Origin of the sequence: Aeromonas finlandensis, assembly GCF_000764645.1 — a bacterium.
Lineage (GTDB): Bacteria > Pseudomonadota > Gammaproteobacteria > Enterobacterales > Aeromonadaceae > Aeromonas > Aeromonas finlandensis.
In genome coordinates this window covers 1-17,838 of sequence record NZ_JRGK01000025.1, presented here as the reverse complement: position 1 = coordinate 17,838, position 17,838 = coordinate 1, and the positions used below count along the sequence as shown (strand labels likewise).

Here is a 17,838-nt window from a genome sequence, read left to right as displayed (position 1 = left end):
GAGGTCAACCCCGAAGCAACCATTAAATGGGCAACGGCAACAGCTTGTTACAATTGGCAGGAGATGACGCGGAACCTATTTGCAGCGCCTGGATAAAAGAAAAGGCCCCAAAGGGCCCCTTCTTTATTAGCGAATATAGTCAAATAGCGTCAGACGACTTATTTTGCTGAAAGAGAGTTGCGAGGCACTCAATGCCGCATCCTCTTTTGACAGGGTAGAGATCACTTCATAAAGATCTGCTTCCGATACTTTCGCCCTTGCCTCGGCGTTGAGGGTACTCAATCCCTCATTGGAGCCCATAACCTGCTCCAGGCTGTTCATCCGGCCACCCAACTCACCCAATCCATGATCGATATTCAGGCGGGCATTTTTCATATGGACGGTTGCATCGGCTACCTTTTGCGAGAAAGTATCAGCCGGGATAGTGGGATCGCGAAGCGCAGTAATAAAGTCTGACATGCCATTGAGAATATTATCATTCTTTGGCGGGTTGAGAGCGAACTGCTGAGCTGCTCCACCGGCAGGCTGGTCCAGTGTCAATTCGAGGCCATTGAAGGGGATCTTGGTGCCGGGAGTATAGTTACCCGTTTGCAGGGTATTGCCCCCGGTATCCTTGATATCATAGGTATCAGGTGGCCCTATGGTGGTTGATACGGTATAGGAGTTACTGGGCAATGCAGAGTTGTAATTGGATTTGAAAAAATTATCAAAATTACCCTGATCGCCGATCCCAACCTTGATATTTGCAGTGGTTGCACTGGCGGTTCTTCTGGTCGCCACAATTTCAAACAGATCCTGCCCGGAATCATTGGCAGCAATTTGTACTGTGGGTGACACCTGAATATTTCGCTGGCCAGGATCGCCCTGATAAATATATTTTCCGTTGACGTCTTTTATATAAGGCTGATTCTTGCTCTGATTGCCGCCAAATATAAATTCACCCGAGGAATTTTTGCTATTCATCAGGTCAAACATCTGCTGCTGCAGCCCCTCCAGTTCGCTGGCGATGGCCTTGCGATCATCGTCACTGATAGAGCCGTTATTTGATTTCTGGATCAGAGTCTGGGCACTGAGCATCGCCGTATTGAGAGAATCCAATACCGTCTCTTCATGCCCCAGACTGTTCTCGAGCAAGCTGCCATTAACGCCATACTGCTTGAAAAGGTCGATCTCTTTGGTCAACGCCATTTTTTGGCTCATACCTGCGGGGTCTTCACCGGCAGTTTGAAACTTGTTGCCAGTTTGTAATTGCTGATACGCCTTGTCCAACCGCTCATTGGCATTGTTGAGGGAATAGATATTCCGGTCGTAGATCATGTTGGTGGTGATGCGCATGACGTTACCTCACGGAAGAGAGCAGTGTATCGAAAATGGTTTTGGCCGTACTGACGATTTGCGCCGATGCAGCATAGGATTGCTGGAAGCGGATCAGATTAGCGGCTTCCTCTTCCAGATTGACCCCTGAGACACTTTCATAAATGCTGGTACTCTGGATCAACTTGGACTCATTGGCCTTGAGCAAGGTTTTAGCCTGACTGGTCTTGTTACCCACTTCCATCACCAGTCCGGTATAGGCCTCGTTGAAGGTCATCTTGTCATTGGTGGTACCACCATTGGTGCTCTTGCGCACCAGATCCTTGTTTTGTAGTTCGGCCAGTGCCAGACCATTACTGTTATCGGCAAAGCCATTGCTGTTGTAACTGAGCTTGAAGCTGTCATTGGCATTCACGGTTCCGGTGATACTGAACTCGTAGCCAGGCGCCTGCTTCGGGTTGGCATAGACTGCTGATCCAGCGGGGAAAGGGTTGACGATCGCCGACATCAGGTTTTGCCCCTTGCTGCTCGCAGGCGCCGTGCCAATTAAGGTAGAACCATCGGCTTGAAATACCTGATAGTTACCACTGGCATCGATTTTGACCACCTGAGGCGCTGTCGGGCTCAGGCTATTGGTGCCAAAACCTGACCCCGCACCTGTATTGAATACGCCACCCAGTTTGATATCAGCCCCGCCGCCATTATTGGTGGTCTTTTCCGCTTTAAGCGGAGAGGCCAAGGCCAAATCTTCCGGTCGGGTGATCAACTGACCCAGACCGGCGGCCGCACTTTTGGTGGGTTGCAGCAACAGTTTGTCACCCGCAGCTGGCGTGCCGGTGAGATCGATCGAGATCCCGTGCCCGGGCAGCTCAAAGGTCGCTGGCGGCATGGTCCCCGTGCTCACAGAGGTACGATTGCCAGACTTGTCCAGCGAGAACACTTCATAACCGGTGGCACTGCTAAATTGCACTTCGTAATCAAACGGGGTCACTGATGTCCCCTTGCCCGGCACGAAGCTGACATTCGCCCCGACCGTCCCCGTGTTGTTGCCGTAGGGTAAGCCCTTACTGGTTGGCAGGGTGAAAATATCACCACCAATTTCGTTATCCAGATCCATCCCGAGGCGGTTCTGCTGATTCATCGCATCCGCCATCGCCACTGACAACTGCCCAAGCTCCCGCTTGGTTGGCTCCAGATCAGAACGAGCCTTGAATAATCCCCCCATAGCGCCGCCAAATGTGTCGTGATCGATCAACGCCTGGTTATCTCCCAGCGTCAGCTGCAGCTCCTGATCACGAGAATCGGGGTCCCCTGCCACCAGCTTGAATTGGGCTACGCCGCCGTCCAGGATCAGTGAATGACCGGTGCTCATGTTGACCAGCAGGCTGCCATTGGCTTGGGGGACGGTACGAATATCCATCTTCTCGGAGAGCTGGCGAACGGCCTCATCGCGCTGATCAAACAGCATCAGGTTCTCTTCGGGTGAGCCCTGGGTACGCATGATGGCCTGATTCAAATCATTGATGCTGGTCAGCAGGCTGTTCACCTGCTTGGTTTCATCATCGATGCGGGTATTGATGGTATCGCTCTGCTTGTCAAACTGGGCAGAGAGGGTATGAAACCGGTTCACCATGCCACTCAGTTCAGTCATGCTGACCTTGCGGCCACCGATATCGGCAGGCGACTCATTCGCCGAATGAAATGCCTTGAAATAGGAAGTAATAGCGGCACCAACGCTATTGTTGGTGTCCCCCAGCAAGCTATCCACACTCGAGAGCTGATCATAATGGGTCATGGCAGCGTGGTAAGCGGAGGTGTCACGACGCACCTCACCTTGCATATAGTTGTTGATCACCCGCTCGGTCAGAATATCCCCGGTGCCCAGACCCACGGAATTGGTATAGACCAGCGTACGTTCACGCACATAGCCCTGGCTATTGACGTTCACGATATTGTTACTGGTACTTTGCAGCAGGCGCTGTTGTGCCAGTACGCCCGATGTACCTATTCCAAGCAGGTCGCTTGCCATATGTTACAGCTCCATCTCGTTGTATTGCGCAATGGCATCACTGCGCAATACCTGTTTCAGTTTTCTGGCGTAGTGCGGGTCGGTGGCATAACCCGCCTGTTGCAGCGCCTCGAAGTAGCGGTCAGGGCTATCTACCTTGGCCAATGCCCCCTTGTAACGGGATCCTGAGGTGAGAAAATCCACATAGTCGTTAAAGCTCTCTTCAAACGACTCATAGGAGCGGAAGGCTGCTTTCTGGCGGGAGGCGACGCCTTGCTCATACTCGAGCGTGCTGACCACCGCCTTGGGACCTTCCCAACGAGGATCGGCCTTGATGCCAAACAGGTTATGGGTTACCTGCCCTTCGCCATCCTTGATCACCCGCTTGCCCCAGCCACTCTCCAGTGCTGCCTGAGCCACCAGCACCGCCGGGCTCAGCCCCAACTTGTCGGCAGCCTTCTTGGCTAGCGGCATCAAACGCTGCACAAACTCTTCCGGACTATCAAACTCGGCTCGCCCCCCCTCCACATCACCGTTTTTCTGAGCGGAAGGCCCCATTGGCGGCACCGTTCGGTGAGGACGGGTTGGCATGGTGAGGGCGTGTTTTTCCTCTGACATCTCTTTTTCAGCAAAATCTTTGCCAACTTTTGAGGCGGTAATCAAATCGTTGGCGGCTGCCACCGGCGGCTCATAAGGTTTATACACCCGCTCCGTCCGCTGCGGCATCTTGAGCACTCGCCCATCCTTGTGGGTAAATGTCTCTGGGGAGAGCTGCTTGGCCACCATTTCAGCCAATCCCAGCCCCCCCTTGCTGGACATATCGGAGACCCGCTGTTCATCCAGCATCCCTTCATAGAACTGGGTATAGCTGCTGCTCATCGGGTTGTCCTGAGTCAACACCCCGTTGGCCTGGCGCATGCTTTGAAACAGCATCTGGGTAAAGATTGACTCGAACTGGCGCGATGCACTCTGCAGCGCTTGGGCCTGTCCCTCTTTGCTTTGGCTCATCTGACGCAGACGGTCCAGGTTCTTGACGTCCTGCACCATCCCGAGATTCAAACCGCTGTTAGTGTCAAACTCAGCCATTTTGCTTACCTCATTGCCGCCCGTGGCAATCACTTGCCGCTTGTTACAATATGACCAGCTGCCCTTCGATGGCACCCGCCTGCTGCAGCGCCTCAAGGATGGCCATCAAATCACCGGGGGCTACCCCGACCTGGTTCACTGCACGAACCAAATCATCGAGCGTGGCACCGGTATCAAACTTGAACATCCGTCCTGGCTCCTGTTGGATGTTGATGGTCGAATTGTTTGTGGTCGCAGTCTGCCCGCCAGAGAGCGGATTGGGCTGGGAGACCTGCTGATTTTCTGCAATGGTCACCGTTAATCCGCCATGGCTGATCGCCGCCGGTTTCAGCCTGACCTGACTGCCGATGACAATGGTCCCCGTGCGAGAGTTGACGATGATCTTGGCTGCCTCATTGGCTGGGTCTACCTCCAGATTCTCGATGGTCGCCAGATAGGAGACGCGCTGCCCCGGATCCCGCGGGGCATAGACCTTGACCGAGGTGGCATCGAGCGCCTGGGCAGTATTGGGCCCCACCAGATCGTTGACCACATCGGCCAGACGGCGCGCAGTGGTAAAGTCGGGACGGTTGAGGTTGAAGGTGATGGTGTCACCCTGACTGAAGGAGTTGGGCACCTCACGCTCCACGGTCGCACCGTTGGCAATCCGCCCGACGGTCGGGGTATTGACGACTACCTTGGAGCCATCAGCCCCCTCGGCCCCCAGACCACCGACCACCAGGCTACCCTGCGCGACCGCATAGACCCGACCATCGAGCCCCTTGAGGAAGCTTTGCAACAGGGTGCCGCCACGCAGGCTCTTGGCCTCGCCGATGGCAGACACCGTGACATCAATGGTCTGACCCGGTTTGGAGAAGGGGGGGAGCTCGGCATGGATCGCCACCGGTGCCACATCCTTGATCTTGGGCTTGATGTTATCCGGCACCTTGATGCCAAAGTTGTTGAGCATGGTGCGGAAAGTCTGCTCGGTGAAGGCGTTGTTCTTCTCGCCAGTACCGGGCAACCCCACCACCAGACCATAGCCAATCAGCTGGTTGTTGCGCACCCCTTCAACCGAGCTGATGTCCTTGATCCGGGCGGCATTCGCCACGCCCAAGGGCAGCAGACAGCAGAGCAGAGTAACAAGACGGAGTGACTTCATAACATCTCCTAGAGCGGCCACCAGGGGCCATTGAAAAAGCTGGTCAGCCACCCTTGCTCCTGGGTATTGGCCAGATCGCCGGTACCACCGTAGTAAATGCGGGCATTGGCCACCTTCTGGGACGAGACACTGTTATCAGACGTCACATCCTCCGGGCGAATAAGGCCGGTGATCCGGATATATTCATTGCCATTGTTGAGCATGATCCACTTCTCGCCGCGCACCACCAGATTACCGTTGGGCAGCACCTTGGCCACGCTGACCGAGATATTGCCCTGCAGGCTGTTGCTCTGATCCGCCTTGGCCTGTCCCTTGAACGCGCTGTTTTGACCAATGGAGGCCGACATATCATAAGGACCCGCTGTGACCGGCACCCCGCCCAACTTGACCGGATCCAGATTGAGCTTGTTGTCCTTGCCACTCTGGGTATTGGCCTTTTTCGAGGCGGAGGTCGACTCCGACAGCTCGATGGTGATGATGTCGCCCACCTTGTGCGCCTTGATATCCGAATAGATGCCATTGACCTGATCCGGCTGAAAAATAGCCCCTGTCGGTCGCACCGAGACCGGCTCCGACTCCCCGTACACGGGGGAAAACTCCGGATCATCGGGCTTGGGGGTATTGGGGGTACTACTGCACCCTCCCAGCACCAGTAATCCCAGCATCCATACGGCTTTCATCATGGCTCTCCTAATTAGGTTCGCTGGATAAGGAAGGACATCATGCCGTCCACGGCCGAGATAACCTTGGAGTTCATCTCATACACCCGCTGGGCCTGAATAAGGTTCACCAGCTCTTCGGTCACGTTGACGTTGGAGGTCTCCAGCATGCCCTGCTTCACGACCCCCATCCCATCTGCCCCGGCAGTCCCCTGAATTGCAGCACCGCTGGACTGGGTTTCAAGAAACATGTTCTCCCCCATCGGCTGCAATCCGCTGGCATTCACAAAATCTGACAAGGTGACCTGCCCGACCACCTGCGAGGCACCATCCCCTTTAAGCTGCACAGAGACCTGTCCATCCTCGCCTACGGTGACGCTCTGGGCATTTTCCGGGATCTGGATTTCAGGCTGCAGGGTGTAGCCGTTGCCCGGCGTGACAATGGTCCCTTCACTGTTGAGCGTGAATTGACCGTTGCGGGTATAGGCAGAGCTGCCATCCGGCAACTGGATTTCAAAATAACCGCGACCGCTTATCATCAGATCCAGCGAGTTATCCGTGGTCTGTACGTTGCCTTGGCTATGGTTTTTCTGGGTCGCCACTACCTTGGCCCCCGCCCCCAGCATCAAACCGGAAGGGAGCGTGGTATCGGCAGAGGAACGGCCACCGGGCTGATTGATGTTCTGGTAAAGCAGATCTTCAAAGATGGCCCGTGACTTTTTGAAGCCCACGGTGCTGGCGTTCGCCAGGTTGTTCGAAGTGACCGATATATTGGTCTGCTGAGCATCCAACCCGGTCTTGCTGATCCAGAGTGCAGGATTCATAGGTAACTCCTTGATTAGCTGATACGCAGTAACTGGGTTTGGGCCTCATCATTCTCTTCGGCCGTCTTCATTAATTTGATCTGGGTTTCGAACTGACGCTGCAACTGGATCAGGTTGGTCATCTCATCCACCACATTGACGTTGCTCCCCTCAAGCGATCCAGCGATCAAGCCGACATTGGCAGAGGCGAGTTCCTTCTGGCCATCCTTGCGGCGGAACAAACCATCGGCTCCCTTCTCAACCATACTGGCCTCCGGATTAACCAGCTTGATACGCTGAAAATCCTCTGACAAGTTGGCGGCGGCCCCTTCAGGACGACCACTGATGGTGCCATCCCGATTGATCGCCAGCTTCTCCATCGGCATCGGCAGCACGATAGGCTGACCACCGTCATCCACCACATTCAGGCCAGTCGAGGTTTGCAAGTTGCCGGTCGCATTGACCTGCAAGTTCCCCATACGGGTATAGGCTTCTCCCCCCTTGGGATCTTGCACCGCAATCCAGCCCGGACCGTCCACGGCCACGTCAAGATCCCGCCCGGTGGTCATCAGCATGCCATGCTGCAGGTTCTGACCGGGGCGCTCTGCCATGGCAAATACCCGGCTAGGCAATCCCTCGCCAAAGGCCTGCATGCTTCGGGCCTGCTCGAAATCAGATTTAAAGCCGGTGGTATTGGCATTGGCGAGGTTGTTGCCACGAACAGCCAGGCTGTTCATGCTCTCTTTAGCCCCGGACATGGCGATATAAAGCAGGTGATCCATGGAATTCTCCGTCAAACAGATGACTCTGACAGGAGAAATGCAATTAGAGTGCCAACAGCAGAAATATGGGGGATGAGTAGGGCGGGAATGCGACAGAAACAGAGAGGGGGCCAAGCCCCCTCCCATTATCATTCATTGCGCGATTAACGGATCTGCAGAATGGTCTGCTGCAGCGAACTGTTGACCTCCAGCGAACGGGAGTTGGCCTGGAAGTTGCGCTGGGCAGTGATCAAGTCGACCAGCTCGGAAGTCAAGTCGACGTTGGACTGCTCCAGTGCCGAAGATTTGACTGTACCGAAAGTGCCCGAATTGGGGGTTCCCGGCAAAGCGTCGCCAGAGAGCAGAGATTGCCGCCAGGAAGTATCCCCCACCTGGGTCAGCCCTTGTGAGTTGGCAAACTTGGCCATGGCTACCATGGCGACCTTGATGGTGGTCGCGTTGCTGTAAGTCGCAGAGACAATGCCGTCAGGCGTGATCTCGACCTTGGTCAAACGACCGACAGTAGAACCATCCTGGGACAACTTGTTGACTTCAAATGGCGAGGCGTACTGTGTCACTGAGCCAAAATTGATATCCACCTGCTGAGTGGGATCTGCACCGTTGGTGATAATGCCAGCGCCAGCTGGGGGCGCGGCTCCCAATTGCTCTGTCTTGATGGTCGCAGGTGTGGTCGGGGTGATCATTTTACCGTCAGCACCGAAGGTAATTCGAGCACCGGCGGGAGCCTGGTTCAGGCCCGTCGCCATATTCGGGGTCACACCACCGACGATGTCCACCGGTTTATCTCCCTGATAGAGATACATGCGCCATGCCGTCGGGTTTGCTGGCTTGGTCAAATCTGCCGGATCAGCCTCTTTGACGAAATACTGGGTGATGGTGTGGGGCTCACCCAATGAGTCATAGATCACCACAGAGGTGGATGACGAGTAGGTCTTTGAGTTCTTTGGATCAAACGTTGAGGCATCTGCAGGAGGAGGAGATCCTGCTGTGCCGCCCGCCGGAAGCGGGGCAGCAGTAGAAGGCAGGTTGAAGCTCGCTTCGATGGCTGTTGTTTTAATCGGCTCACCCGCCCGATCCGGGATCTGGATCGGCTTGGTTGCATTGATACTGACCGCCTTGGGGGTACCATCTGCGTTTATTTCATACCCCTGCAGATAATGGCCCTGATTGTTGACCATATAACTGTTTTCATTGAGCTTGAAGGCACCGGCTCGGGTATAGGTGCGATCCAGATTGGTCAAGCCGTCAGAGGTCACAAAAAAACCGTTACCCTGGATCGCCAGATCCAGCGCGTTATTGGTAAATTGCAGCGCGCCCTGATGGAACTGCTGGGCCACCGCACCCGTTGCCACACCGTTACCAACCTGGGTCTTGGCATTGACAAAGATGGAGTTGGCGTAGACATCCGCAAACTCGGCACGGGACTCTTTAAAGCCCATTGTGTTAACGTTGGCAATGTTGTTGGCGGTGACGTTCAAGTCTTTTTGTGCCGCGTTGACACCGCTCAAGGCATTGTTAAATGACATATCCAGCTCCTTAGATCGATGCTGTCGACGTGGTTTTTGACTGCGTAGTTGGTTTGTTTTGGTTAGATCCTGCAATTTGCAGAATGTTGTTCAGCGTGGTGGTGCCGAGGCCTCGCAGATTGAGCTGGGTCGGGTTGGTTCCATTCCCCAAGACCACACTATCTACCTTGCCATAGGTCAAGGCTGAGATGCTCTCTGACTTCCCATCCATGGTGCCATTGGCTTTGATCACATATTTTCCTGACGGGGCCGGATTACCAGCCTTGTCTTTACCATCCCAGGAGAATTCAACATTGCCCCGCACATCCCCTTCCAGGGGAAACTCCTGGATAACCTGACCTTTTTCATCTTCCACTGTGACCTTGACGTTCGAGTACTTGTTCTCGACACCGACAGCCACAACACCGGAGACTGAACCATTTTTTTCGAGATAACCGATATTGCTCGGTAGCAACACATTCTGCCCAACCAACGCAGAGGCTTGCAACGCCTGGCTGGAGGTCATCAGGGTGTTGAGGCTACCCATCTGGGCCGACAAGCTATTAATCCCTTCCGAAGTTGACATTGATGTCATCTGGGAGAGCATCTGGGCGTTATCAACAGGCTTGAAGGGATCCTGATAGGAGAGCTGCATGGTAAGCAGCTTCAAAAATGAAGCCTGATCCAGCTCTTTCTTTGGCGCCGTTGTCGTGCCAGTCGTTTGGGTCGTGGTACGGCTGATACCGTTCACACTGTTGTTTGTATCGACCATGTTGCATTCCCCCTATCAGGACTTGCCAAGCTGAAGCGTCTGCTGCAGCATCTTCTTGGCCGAATCTGCAACCTGTACATTGGTCTGGTAGCTGCGCGAGGCGTTAATCATGTCAGCCATCTCTTCAACCATGTTGACGTTCGGTTTGAAGATGAAACCGTCTTTGTCTGCCATCGGGTGACTAGGGTTGTACTCTTTGAGCAGCGGCGCCTTACTCTCGACAATGCCCTTCACCTCAACCCCTACCGAACCTTGTTTATCAGACATAGCTTGGTCGAGTTGAGCGGCAAAGATTGGCCGCCTGGCATGGTAAGTGTTTTCCACACTGGAGCTGACGCTGTCCGCGTTGGCCATATTGCTGGCAACCGTGTTGAGTCGCACAGATTGCGCACTCATGGCCGAGCCTGCAATGTCAAAGACCTTGAACAAACTCATCACTGCTCTCCTTTCAGGGCTTTAAGCAGGCCGCTGATCTTGCTGTTCATAAATTCAAGGGAGGTCTGGTACTCAAGGCTGTTACGCAGAAACTCGCTGCGTTCCTGCTGCACGTCCACCGTATTGCCATCGCCAGTATCTGGCTGTAACGGGTTGCGGTATTGGAGCACACCGGGAGAATCCATATTCAAGGCAAAGTGCTTTTCGCTGGTCGTTGCCAGTCCAAAACCCTGCTGGTGCTGGGCATCCTGCAACGCCTGCGCGAAGTTGATATCCCTGGCTTTGAAGCCCGGGGTATCCGCATTGGCAATATTGCTGGAAAGCACCTCTGCACGTTTGGCACGAACTCCCAACGTGTATTGATGAACACCAAATGCCTTGTCAAATGAAAGAGCCATAGCACACCTCCTGCTTGGTTTATTTTGTTTGCAAGAGGTGTGCCAGAAGAGATTTATAAAGAGATGCTTCAGAGTTCACGCAGGGCGGTGACCTCACAGGTTTGCGCTGACCTACCGTCAGCAAACGATGATGCGCCGCGACAAAACGATTGCGTTTAGCACAAGCTAAAAACAAAGAGGGAAGCGCTACGCTTCCCTCTTGTTGAACTGTGTAGAACCCACAAACGCCACTGACATCAAGGCCTGCAGCTCTATTTGACCTTGTACACAATCCCCGGATTGCAGCGGATCATCTCGAATCGGTCGGTCAATCCGGCCAGAGACTCCGACGCCCCTAACATCAGATATCCACCAGGATTGAGGCTGGCAGCAAACTGGTTGAGGATCTTTGACTTCACCTCAGGTGCAAAGTAGATAAGTACGTTACGGCAAAAGATAATGTCAAATTTACCAAGCAAACTGTAACTCTCCAGCAGGTTTATCGGCCGGAAAGTGGTCAATTTTCTGACTCGTTCAACCACCCGCATTTTATTGTCACCATAGGGCTCAAAAAACATCTTTTTGCGCTCTGGCGACAAGCCACGTGCCAATGCCAGGCTGTCATACACTCCTTCCTTGCACTGGTTGAGCATGGTGGTCGAAATGTCCGTCCCAACAATCTGAACCCCCCCCGGTAACGTCCCCGGTTTTTTCATCTGCTGTTCCAGCGCAGTCATGGCAATAGAGTAAGGCTCTTGCCCTGACGACGATGCGGCAGACCAGATTTTGATTGGGCGACCACTTTTGCCCAATTCAGGGAAAATTTTGTCGGTCAAAAGCTGAAACGGATAAGTATCTCTAAACCAGAGGGTTTCATTGGTGGTCATGGCATCAACCACTGCCATTTTCAGGTCACGCTCTCGTACACTCATTGCACGGGTAACCAGATCAGACAGACTCTCGATGCCAAACTGAGCCATCAAAGGTGAAAGACGGCTCTTCACCAGATACTGTTTGTTATCCCCCAGCACAATTCCGCTCTGTACCGCCAGAAAGTTGCTGAACTGTTTGTATAAGTCGTCCGAAAGTGTCTTCATGCAGCTGTTCTTCTTTATTAGAGTGCGTTTTGTACGGCCTTGGCCAATTCATCCGGCTGGAACTTGGCGATAAAATTGTTCGCACCAACTTTCTGCACCATCGCCTGGTTGAATACGCCACTGAGAGATGTATGCAGAATAACATGCAAATCCTTGAGATTAGGATTATTCCGGATCTCGGCAGTGAAGGTATAGCCATCCATTTCCGGCATTTCGATATCCGAAATCACCAGCGCAATCTGATCCTTGATAGGACCATTTTTGGTCATTTCCAACAGCATGTTCAATGCTTCGCGTCCATCTTTTGCCAGCACACACTCTACACCGATAGCCTCAAGCGCACGTTGCACCTGTTTACGAGCTACAGAGGAGTCATCGGCAACCAGCACAGGGCGTCCCAAGGTCGGGTGTTCGACACTGGCTTCCACCAGCTCTTTGCTGACCTCGGTAGAGACCGGCGAGATCTCGTTGAGAATGCGCTCCACGTCGAGGATCTCGACCAGCTCGCCATCCACTTCTGTGACTGCCGTCATGTAGTTGATGCGACCAGCCCCCTTGGGCGGAGGCAGGATGGATTCCCAGTTCATATTGATGATGCGCTCGACGGAGTGCACCAGAAAGCCCTGAATAGAGCGGTTGTACTCGGAGATAATAATGAAGCACTTGCTCAGGTCTTCAATAGGGCGTTTGCCCATCGCCATGCTCAGATCAATGACCGAAATGGTCTGACCACGAATATGGGCGACCCCGCGAATGCAGGAGTTCAGCTTGGGCATCACGGTCAAGGGGGGACACTGCAACACTTCACGCACTTTGAATACGTTGATGCCAAATCTTTGACGTCCATTGAGACGAAACAACAACAACTCCAGCCGGTTTTGCCCCACTAGCTGGGTACGTTGGTTGACCGAGTCCAGGATACTGGCCATAAACACTCCCTAAAAACGCTTGGCATTAATCATGCATGCGTGATGGATTGCGTCAGACTATCGATGTGACAACGAACAGATTCTGAAGCAATCATAGTTAAATATGGTGATATGCGTGAACAACTTATCGACCCACGAGCAAAAATGATTAACCGACTTTTACTCATCAGCCTCTTTTTTGGCAGCATATCTTCCAGCTACGCCTCGGACGTCACTACCTATCTGCAAGAAAAGGCACAAGAGTTCATTTATGGCCAACTTGACATTCCGTTGGATGGCAGGGCAGAGGTCACAGCCGCAACCCTTGATGAACGGCTCCCGCTTACCCGCTGCGAAGATCTGTTGACCATCAGCTTACCAGCAAAAATGGAAATTCGCCGTAATACAACAGTTTACCTTAAATGCGAGGAAGACAAACCCTGGGATGTCTATCTACCGGTACGGGTCAGCATTCAAAAACCCTATGTCACAGTTACCAATCCCATCGCCAAGGGGGACCTGCTGAGTGAAAGTCAGCTGGTACTGGCCTATCAGGATCAGACCCTGATCCGTGGTGACTATCTGACAGACCCTGCCCCCCTCATCGGTGTTCGCAGCAAGCGGGAAATCAAACCGGGGCAACCCATCCGTTTGAGCCAAGTTTGTGTAGTGTGCAGAGGGGATCAGGTCACCCTGACGGCAGAAAACAGCAACTTCCAGATCAAAACCATGGCTCGCGCCTTGCAAGATGGCAGCTTCGGAGAGATCATCAAACTCGTCAATATTCGATCCGGTAAAACGGTTGAGGGTAAAGTCAGTGCTGTGGGTGCCGTATCGGTCACTTTTTAATATCCGGATCCTTGACAATTTTTTTCTAAAGTTTTGACCTACCGCACCGATAAACAGGTAAGCAGACCTTAAAGCAGACGAAGGTAACTAAAATGGCCATCAACAATATCAACAACTTGGCGAACAATCGGTTGCAAAATACCGCTAATAGCCAGGGGACAGGCAGCAAGTCAGTCACCTCATCGCCCGAAAACAAAGCGGCTACTGTCAAGCTGGACTCCGTCTCCTTGACCAGTGAGGCGCAACAATTGCAAAAGATGCAACAAAACCTCAATACCGCCTCGACCGGCAATGAGAGCAAGGTCGAACGGCTGAAAAAAGCCGTCGCCAGTGGCGAATATCAGGTCAACAGCGACGCGGTTGCCAAGAAGATGTTCAGTTTCGAAGCCAATCTGGACAAAGTTCTGGGATGATGGACTTACCTTCGTTACTGCACACTCAAGATGATTACCTCAGCCAGATGCAAGGCATTCTGGAAGAGGAGTTCAGCTTGCTCGAGCAGCATCAGGCACTGGCCCTGCCTGCACTGACCGAGCGCAAACAGCAGTTGCTTGCTGCGATAGAAACCCTGGACAAGACGCTGGCAGAGATACCGGAACTGGCACTGCAGCTGGCAGCCTATCCCGATGAGATGGTGCAGCTTCGTGCAAAACTGGATGCCTGCCAGGCACAAAATGATGTCAACGGTCGATTGCTTGAATTGAGCATCGTCTCCAACCGTCGTCTGGCAACCTTTCTGAGTCAGCTGCGCGATCGCAACAGCCTGACCTATGACGCCAAAGGCAATACTCGCTCTGGCACCCGCTCCTACGGTATCAAGGCCTGACATCTCTTATCAGGCCTTGCATTTTTGCTGCCCGTTTTAAAGCACCAGTCGTAGCAACTCCCGCCCGTCCTCACACGCATTAACGCGCAGCACTCCGTCTTCATAGCTCCCGTAACTGGCGGGCAACTCGTCGCGTGGGAAACAGATCGATCCCGGGTTCATCAATACCCGCTCCCCCTGCCACTCCAACACCGGCACATGAGTGTGACCACTCAGGAACAGACTGCCCGCTGGTAGTTGTACCTCATCGGGACGGTAAAGATGACCGTGGCTAACAAACCAGCGCCGCTCATCGATCAGCAGCTGGTTGTAGGGAGCGGTGATGGGAAAGTGCAACAGCATCTGATCCACTTCGGAATCGCAATTGCCCCGCACCGCGATGATCTGCGGGGCAAGCCCGTTGAGCCGATCGGCCACGGCAGCCGGGTTATACCCTTCAGGCAGAGGATTGCGCGGGCCATGGTTGAGCAGATCGCCAAGCAGCAGGTAGTGATCCGGCTGCCAGGGTTGAAGTTGGGTCAATACCCGCTCCAGTGCAATGATGCTGCCATGGATGTCGGAAATGATGGCAAGTTTCATGAAGTACTCCTCACTGCGGGCTGAAATAGAGATCCTTGGTCGCAATCGTCCCTTTCAAATTCTGGCTGGGCAGCCCCCGCAGCGTGGGATCGACCAGTCTCATCTGATTGTAATGATATACGGGGAGGATCGGCGCCTCCTCCAGCAGCAGTTGCTCGGCATGTCGGTACAATTCAACCCTGTTCGCACTGTCCAGCGTGTTGGCCGCCTGCTCCAACAGCAGATCAAAGTCGGGATTGCAGTAGCCGCTCTCGTTGCGCAGATCCTGACAACGGAAGCTGCCCAGCATGGCTGACGGCTCCACGTAATCACCAAACAGGAAGCTTCTGGCCACCTGGAAATCACCGCTATCCTTGGCTACCTGATAGGCGCCCCATTCCAGATTGTGGAGGGTGACCTGCACCCCCAGCTTCTGCCACATGGCGGCAATGGCCATCGCCATCTGTTTGTGGGTTTCGGCGGTATTGTAGGTAATGCTCAGCTTGAGTGGATTGGCACTGTTATACCCGGCCGCTGACAGCAGTGCTGCCGCTTTGGCCTGGCGGGTCGGCATATCTTCGAGCGCGACGGGCAATACCAATCGGGAATAACCCGGCATCTCCGGCAACAGCGACCATGCCACCTGTTCATCCTGCCCGCTCACCGATTCAATGAGCTGCTGTCGATCAACCGCCATGGAGAGCGCCTGACGCACTCGCACATCTTGCAGTTCGGGACGTTTCAAATTGAAGGCATATAGATAGGTACCAAACAGCGGCAAGCCCCAGAGCCGCTCCGGTGATTCGCGCTTCATCTTCTGGTAATAGCCAAGGGAGACCTTGTTGGTGAGCTGTATTTCACCGGCCTCATAACGCTGCCGCTCTGCATGCTGTGAGGTGATCGGCAGATAGGTGACCCGCCCGATACGGGTGTGGAGATCATCCCAGTAGTGGATATTGCGCTCGGCTTCAATACGTTCGTTCGGCGCCCAGCTTGCCAACCGGTAAGCACCATTGCTCACCAGCTTGCCGGGCTCGGTCCATTGCTTGCCAAACTTGGCTATTGCTTTCTGACTGACCGGCACAAAGGGACGCTGGCTGATGAGTTGCAAAAAATAGGGCGCTGGCCGCTCCAGGGTGATTTTCAGGATCTGATCGCTTTGCGCCTCAATGCCCAGATTGTCGAGCTCCAGCGCTCCTGCATAGATGGATTGACCGTTGTTGATCCCCGTGGCCAGTAGCAGTCCGGCGGAAGGGGAACCGATGGCCGGATCGAGCAAACGGCGCCAGGCATAGACAAAATCTGCGGCAACCAGCGGCTCGCCATTGGACCACTTCAGCTGGGGCCGCAAGAAAAAGCGCCACTCCAGCCCATCTTCACTCACCTCCCAGCGCAACGCTTGGGCAGGCACGATATGCCCCTGATCATCTTCGCTGACTAGCCCTTCAAACAGGTCTACCAACACGGCTTCACCCGGGAAGCCGGAACGCACCAGCGCAGGATCCAGCGACTCCGGCTCGGCACCGTTACCCTTGACCAGCGTTTGCCGATCGGCAAGCAGAGGTTGCTGCTCGACGGTGGTGGCATGGGCCAAGGGCCCGGCCAGCACGGCAAGCAATAGCGGAGAGAGCCAGCGTTGCGCCAGCTTGGGGAAGAAACCATACCTCATGACAAAACCTCGAATAAAACCACTGCAGGAGGGGAAGGCCGACGGCGCGCCTGATGAATGCCTGATGCCGCTCTTGTTATCCCCGAAAACGCTCCGTATTGTATCGGGCTTGCCCGGGAGTTGGAGTCTTTCGGGTTATTTTTTTCAGGAGTTTTTATGGGTTATGAGTGGCTGGCCCTCGCGTCGGCCAGTTTATGGGCTATTGCCGCCCTGATTTCGGTCAAACCGGCCCGTCATCTCGGCGCATTTTCCTATAGCCGCTGGCGCATGTTTCTGGTCACCTTGATGCTCGGCACCATGAGCCTGCTCACCGGTGGCTGGCAAACGCTCACTTCCAGCACCTTGCCCCTGCTCGCGCTCTCGGGTCTTATCGGCATTTTCATCGGCGATACAGCACTCTATGCCTGCATGAACCGGCTGGGCCCGAGACGCAGCGGCCTGCTTTTTTCCTGCCATGCCCTGTTTTCCGCCCTGCTCGGGATCTGTCTGTTTAACGAACAACTGACTGGTTGGCGACTGCTGGGTGCCATGCTGGTCTTTGTTGGCGTGATGCTGGCGATCCTGTTTGGCAGACACAGTGGTAGCAACGAGTGGGAACAGATCCGTGGCAGCTTGGGAGTCGGAATCGGTCTTGGTCTGACGGCCGCTCTCTGTCAGAGCCTGGGGGTCATCATTGCCAAACCGGTGATGATGAGCGGCGCAGTGGATGCAGTGAGTGGCTCGGGGGTCAGAATGGCCAGCGCCCTGCTGGCTCACTGCGCCTTAAGGATCATCGGGATGCCACTTGCCCGCCCCGTCAACCCCATCAACCGTCAGATCCTCGTCATGATCACCGCAAACGGCTTTTTGGCGATGACACTAGGTATGACACTGATCCTGGTTGCCTTGCGGCAAGGGGGGGTGGGCATGGTGGCCATCCTGTCATCTACCACGCCGGTACTGCTGCTGCCGCTGTTGTGGTGGCACTCGGGGGAGCGGCCATCCGTTGCCGCCTGGGCGGGGGCACTGATTGCCACCCTGGGCACGGCGCTGGTGCTGGGTTTCAGCAC

The 17,838-nt window shown here is 54.4% G+C and carries 19 protein-coding genes; 4 read left to right on the top strand and 15 right to left on the bottom strand.

Annotated elements, in window-relative coordinates:
• Positions 1 to 126: 126 nt before the first annotated feature.
• The 13 genes from flgL to LD28_RS0102360 all read right to left on the bottom strand — a co-directional run bounded on the left by flgL (position 127) and on the right by LD28_RS0102360 (position 12,908).
• The gene (flgL, locus tag LD28_RS0102420) at positions 127 to 1,335 is read right to left on the bottom strand and encodes a flagellar hook-associated protein FlgL (RefSeq protein ID WP_033135435.1); all 1,209 of its coding nucleotides are present in this window, start codon (positions 1,333 to 1,335) and stop codon (positions 127 to 129) included.
• 4 nt (positions 1,336 to 1,339) lie between these two features.
• Entirely contained in the window at positions 1,340 to 3,343 is a 2,004-nt protein-coding gene (locus LD28_RS0102415; protein ID WP_033135434.1) for a FlgK family flagellar hook-associated protein, read from the bottom strand.
• Between the two features lie 3 nt (positions 3,344 to 3,346).
• Positions 3,347 to 4,408: a flagellar assembly peptidoglycan hydrolase FlgJ gene (gene flgJ / locus LD28_RS0102410; RefSeq protein WP_033135433.1), complete on the bottom strand. Its 1,062-nt coding sequence runs from the start codon at positions 4,406 to 4,408 to the stop codon at positions 3,347 to 3,349.
• 43 nt (positions 4,409 to 4,451) lie between these two features.
• Positions 4,452 to 5,549, bottom strand: coding sequence for a flagellar basal body P-ring protein FlgI (locus LD28_RS0102405; protein ID WP_033135432.1), 1,098 nt, complete (start codon positions 5,547 to 5,549; stop codon positions 4,452 to 4,454).
• 8 nt (positions 5,550 to 5,557) lie between these two features.
• Positions 5,558 to 6,229 carry a flagellar basal body L-ring protein FlgH gene (gene flgH, locus LD28_RS0102400; protein WP_033135431.1) on the bottom strand — a complete coding sequence of 224 codons (672 nt, stop codon included), beginning with the start codon at positions 6,227 to 6,229 and terminating at the stop codon, positions 5,558 to 5,560.
• 14 nt (positions 6,230 to 6,243) lie between these two features.
• Positions 6,244 to 7,032 carry a flagellar basal-body rod protein FlgG gene (flgG, locus tag LD28_RS0102395; protein ID WP_033135430.1) on the bottom strand — a complete coding sequence of 263 codons (789 nt, stop codon included), beginning with the start codon at positions 7,030 to 7,032 and terminating at the stop codon, positions 6,244 to 6,246.
• A 14-nt stretch (positions 7,033 to 7,046) separates the two neighbouring features.
• Positions 7,047 to 7,793 (bottom strand): flagellar basal-body rod protein FlgF, encoded by a 747-nt coding sequence (flgF, locus tag LD28_RS0102390; RefSeq protein WP_033135429.1) that lies wholly within the window; start codon positions 7,791 to 7,793, stop codon positions 7,047 to 7,049.
• Positions 7,794 to 7,936: 143 nt separating this feature from the next.
• Entirely contained in the window at positions 7,937 to 9,319 is a 1,383-nt protein-coding gene (flgE, locus tag LD28_RS0102385; protein ID WP_033135428.1) for a flagellar hook protein FlgE, read from the bottom strand.
• Positions 9,320 to 9,329: 10 nt separating this feature from the next.
• Positions 9,330 to 10,070: a flagellar hook assembly protein FlgD gene (locus LD28_RS0102380; RefSeq protein WP_033135427.1), complete on the bottom strand. Its 741-nt coding sequence runs from the start codon at positions 10,068 to 10,070 to the stop codon at positions 9,330 to 9,332.
• A gap of 15 nt (positions 10,071 to 10,085) precedes the next feature.
• Positions 10,086 to 10,505, bottom strand: a complete 420-nt coding sequence (gene flgC, locus LD28_RS0102375) for a flagellar basal body rod protein FlgC (RefSeq protein ID WP_033135426.1) — start codon at positions 10,503 to 10,505, stop codon at positions 10,086 to 10,088.
• Positions 10,505 to 10,903: a flagellar basal body rod protein FlgB gene (gene flgB / locus LD28_RS0102370; RefSeq protein WP_033135425.1), complete on the bottom strand. Its 399-nt coding sequence runs from the start codon at positions 10,901 to 10,903 to the stop codon at positions 10,505 to 10,507. The genes flgC and flgB overlap by 1 nt, the downstream gene beginning before the upstream one ends.
• A gap of 251 nt (positions 10,904 to 11,154) precedes the next feature.
• Positions 11,155 to 11,979: a CheR family methyltransferase gene (locus tag LD28_RS0102365; protein ID WP_033135424.1), complete on the bottom strand. Its 825-nt coding sequence runs from the start codon at positions 11,977 to 11,979 to the stop codon at positions 11,155 to 11,157.
• Positions 11,980 to 11,996: 17 nt separating this feature from the next.
• Complete coding sequence (locus LD28_RS0102360) at positions 11,997 to 12,908, bottom strand: chemotaxis protein CheV (RefSeq protein WP_033135423.1); 912 nt, start codon at positions 12,906 to 12,908, stop codon at positions 11,997 to 11,999.
• 144 nt (positions 12,909 to 13,052) lie between these two features.
• Between LD28_RS0102360 and flgA the strand changes: the two genes are divergently transcribed.
• The 3 genes from flgA (at position 13,053) to LD28_RS0102345 (ending at position 14,562) form a co-directional block, all read left to right on the top strand.
• Positions 13,053 to 13,736, top strand: a complete 684-nt coding sequence (flgA, locus tag LD28_RS0102355) for a flagellar basal body P-ring formation chaperone FlgA (protein WP_081959385.1) — start codon at positions 13,053 to 13,055, stop codon at positions 13,734 to 13,736.
• A gap of 92 nt (positions 13,737 to 13,828) precedes the next feature.
• Positions 13,829 to 14,149, top strand: coding sequence for a flagellar biosynthesis anti-sigma factor FlgM (gene flgM / locus LD28_RS0102350; RefSeq protein WP_005334177.1), 321 nt, complete (start codon positions 13,829 to 13,831; stop codon positions 14,147 to 14,149).
• A complete protein-coding gene (locus tag LD28_RS0102345) occupies positions 14,146 to 14,562 on the top strand; it encodes a flagella synthesis protein FlgN (protein ID WP_033135422.1) in 417 nt (138 codons plus the stop codon). Before flgM ends, LD28_RS0102345 begins: the two co-directional genes overlap by 4 nt.
• 36 nt (positions 14,563 to 14,598) lie before the next feature.
• Here the strand turns inward: LD28_RS0102345 and yfcE are convergent, their stop codons facing one another.
• Positions 14,599 to 15,141: a phosphodiesterase gene (gene yfcE / locus LD28_RS0102340; protein ID WP_033135421.1), complete on the bottom strand. Its 543-nt coding sequence runs from the start codon at positions 15,139 to 15,141 to the stop codon at positions 14,599 to 14,601.
• Between the two features lie 10 nt (positions 15,142 to 15,151).
• Complete coding sequence (locus tag LD28_RS0102335; protein WP_033135420.1) at positions 15,152 to 16,789, bottom strand: peptide ABC transporter substrate-binding protein; 1,638 nt, start codon at positions 16,787 to 16,789, stop codon at positions 15,152 to 15,154.
• A 156-nt stretch (positions 16,790 to 16,945) separates the two neighbouring features.
• Between LD28_RS0102335 and LD28_RS0102330 the strand changes: the two genes are divergently transcribed.
• Positions 16,946 to 17,838 (top strand): DMT family transporter (locus LD28_RS0102330; protein ID WP_033135419.1); only part of this gene is annotated, 893 nt, incomplete at its 3' end.